The sequence below is a fragment of the Kitasatospora sp. NPDC127060 genome (genome assembly GCF_042724935.1).
In the GTDB taxonomy this organism is placed as follows: Bacteria; Actinomycetota; Actinomycetes; order Streptomycetales; family Streptomycetaceae; genus Kitasatospora.
Map to the genome: position 1 here is coordinate 1 of NZ_JBHXEG010000182.1, position 2,606 is coordinate 2,606.

At 71.7% G+C, this 2,606-nt stretch carries 3 protein-coding genes and 1 pseudogene; 2 read left to right on the top strand and 2 right to left on the bottom strand.

All coding sequences use genetic code 11. From position 1 onward, the window contains the following. Together ACFWIS_RS40540 and ACFWIS_RS40545 are read left to right on the top strand one after the other, a co-directional pair. Nucleotides 1–261: pseudogene (locus ACFWIS_RS40540) on the top strand (hypothetical protein); the annotation flags it as partial. Nucleotides 262–1,141: 880 nt separating this feature from the next. Continuing rightward, nucleotides 1,142–1,342: a hypothetical protein gene (locus ACFWIS_RS40545; protein WP_380464088.1), complete on the top strand. Its 201-nt coding sequence runs from the start codon at nt 1,142–1,144 to the stop codon at nt 1,340–1,342. A gap of 526 nt (nt 1,343–1,868) precedes the next feature. Here the strand turns inward: ACFWIS_RS40545 and ACFWIS_RS40550 are convergent. Together ACFWIS_RS40550 and ACFWIS_RS40555 are read right to left on the bottom strand one after the other, a co-directional pair. Continuing rightward, entirely contained in the window at nt 1,869–2,150 is a 282-nt protein-coding gene (locus ACFWIS_RS40550; RefSeq protein WP_380464086.1) for a hypothetical protein, read from the bottom strand. Continuing rightward, nucleotides 2,134–2,391: a hypothetical protein gene (locus ACFWIS_RS40555; RefSeq protein WP_380464084.1), complete on the bottom strand. Its 258-nt coding sequence runs from the start codon at nt 2,389–2,391 to the stop codon at nt 2,134–2,136. Before ACFWIS_RS40555 ends, ACFWIS_RS40550 begins: the two co-directional genes overlap by 17 nt. Between the last annotated feature and the right edge of the window lie 215 nt (nt 2,392–2,606).

Consider the following 2,606-nt stretch of genomic DNA (forward strand, 5'->3'; position numbering starts at 1 on the left):
GGACTACGGGTCTACCGGATCCTGTTCACCGCCACCCCGCACGTCTACGCCTACAAACTCGCCTACGTACTACGGGACTTGAGCGAGACCAGCCCGCGGGCGGCCCGGATGCCGGGAGCCCGGCAGGCGCTGCTGGCGCAGGCGCGGGCCGCCTCCGCCCACATCCCCGCGGACGCGCCCGCCCACCAGCGGCGGATGTGGGAGTACTCGGTGGCCGAACTCAGGGACATCGAGCGCCGGCTGGGCCAGGTGACCCGGTGACGGGCCGTCCGCACGAGGACCCGGTGCCGGCGGCACGGACGCGGCCGCTGGACTCCAACCGGTGGGCCCTGGACGGGCAGGAGGGCCCGCGGGTGTACCGGACACTGTTCGCCGTCACCCCACACATCCACACCTTCAAACCCACCCCGGGTCCTGCTGGACCTCAGCCGCGATCCGCAGCAAGCCGGCGTGCCCGGAACGCGGCACGCGCTACTACGGGAGGCGGCCGAAGCAGCGACCCACATCCCCCCCGAACCAGCCCCGCCACCAAAGCCGGTACGGGAAGTCCACACTCAACACCCTGCGACGGCTGCACGAACAGCAGCACCAACCAGCACAGAAGCCCCCCCCGGAGGGCGTAACGGCACGGCACACAACCGCAGGACAACCGCAGGACAACCGCGAGACGACCGCGAGACGACCGCGGCACAACGACCCCCCTCACGTGACGACTGACCGGAACAGCCCCGTGACGAACAGGCCAAACCCGTCCCACCGCACCCTGATCGACAGCGCCGGCGCCGGCGACCGGAACACCACCACCCGCCCACGCCCATGCCGCCGGACCAGGCACGGACGCCACCGAACTGCCCGCCCCGAACGACGGCGCAACCCTCACCGGCGAGCGCCTGGAACACCCCCGCGGCGACTTCGGCCACCTGGTCAACGCCACTCCCCGCCCAGTGCAGCGCCCCGGCACGGCACCCGACGTGCAGCGGACAGTGGCCATCACCGCCGCCACCGCACCCCCGCAACCGTCAACGGACAGAGCAAAAACACCGCGACCCTGGACACAGCCGAGCTGCAGTCGCGCTCCGGCTACGACCGGACCAAATCCCCGCAGCGGCATCACGATCGACACCCAGGACCCGGCCCGGCCGTGGTGGAGGCCCGCGCCACCTGGGCGCGGCCGGCGGACACGGGGCCGGCGATCGGCCGGGTGCCGCCGGTGCCGCCGGACCACCTGCACCTGTCGGTGGGCGGGACCCTGAGCGCCGGCGGCATCGGCGGAGCGGTGCAGCACCACGGCCTGCAGACGGACACGGTGCGGGAGGTGGAGGGGGTGACCGGCACCGGTTGAACCGGTGACGGCCTCGCGCGAGCGCGACCGGGAACTGTTCAAGGCGGTACTGGGCAGCGGCCAGGCAGGCGTCATCGCGGATGCCGGAGCACAACCAGCGGCTGTACGAGCGGGCGGTTCAACTGGACGGTTCAGCCGGCCGGCAAGCGATACCTGATCAGGGCGGTGCCGGGGATGACGGGCGCGGACCGGGCGCGGCACTACGGGGGGCTGTAGGAGCGGGTACGCCGGGCCGAACGGCGTTTCGACCCGGCGGGGACCCTGACCCCCGGGCCAGCGCATCCACGGCTCCTGAGGCCGCTCCTGGGGCCCAGCGCCTGTCGCGGCAGGGCCCCGCGCGGGCCGGCCGGCCTCCGGCTGGGCCGTCATGCCCGCCCCGACCTGGGCCGCCGCGGCCCCAGGTCCTTGCCCGCATCCGCGACCAGCTCGTCACCGGCCTCACCACCCGGTCCCCCACCGCCCCCTGACCGCCCCCACCCGCGCGCGGAGCCCGCCCGGCGCCCGCGCTCCGCGCGCCGGCGGCCCGCTACTGGCCTGCGTTGCGCTCCCGCGTCTTGCGCTGCATCTCGTCCAGGATGGCCATGGTCTCGGGGTAGATCGGGGCCGTACTCTCCTCGACGTCCTGCGGATTCTGCCGTGCCTGCGGGAGGAGTTCGTCGTAGCGGGGGTCCCCCGGCTCGAACTTGTACCACCCGTCGTAGAAGTACCCCTCCACGGTCCTTCCACCGTACTTCAGCCAGATGGTGACGCCATTGGCGTCGAGCATCGGATAGTCGGTGACCTCGTAGGGCTCAGAATGCTCGTTCAAAGTACTCCTCCAGGAGTTGCGCCGCCTCGCGGTCGCCGTACGTGAATTTGTCCAGCGTCTTGGCGGTCCAGTGATTGAACGCCTCAGCGAAGTACTCGTGCGGCTGGCGGACGTACGGAGTCAGACGTGGGTGGTTGCCGATCCGGTCCATGACCTGCTGTTGCACGTGCTGCCACTGCGGCTGGCGGCTCAAATTGCCATAGGCCTCGTCGACCGCGTGCCCGAACCGGGAACCGGGCACCGGCCAACACCTCACACGGCCCCGACAGCACATCCCCGCCACCGCCCAGCCCCACCGCCCCGGAGCCGGCGACCAGGGGCGTCCGCTCCTCGGTCACCGGCCGTGGGCGCCATTGGGCGGGCAGTAGGATCAACGACGTTGTCACCCGTCGTACACCGCTGGTAGGAGACTTTTCATGACCCAGGTCACGCTGAAGGGAAACCCGGTCGAGATCG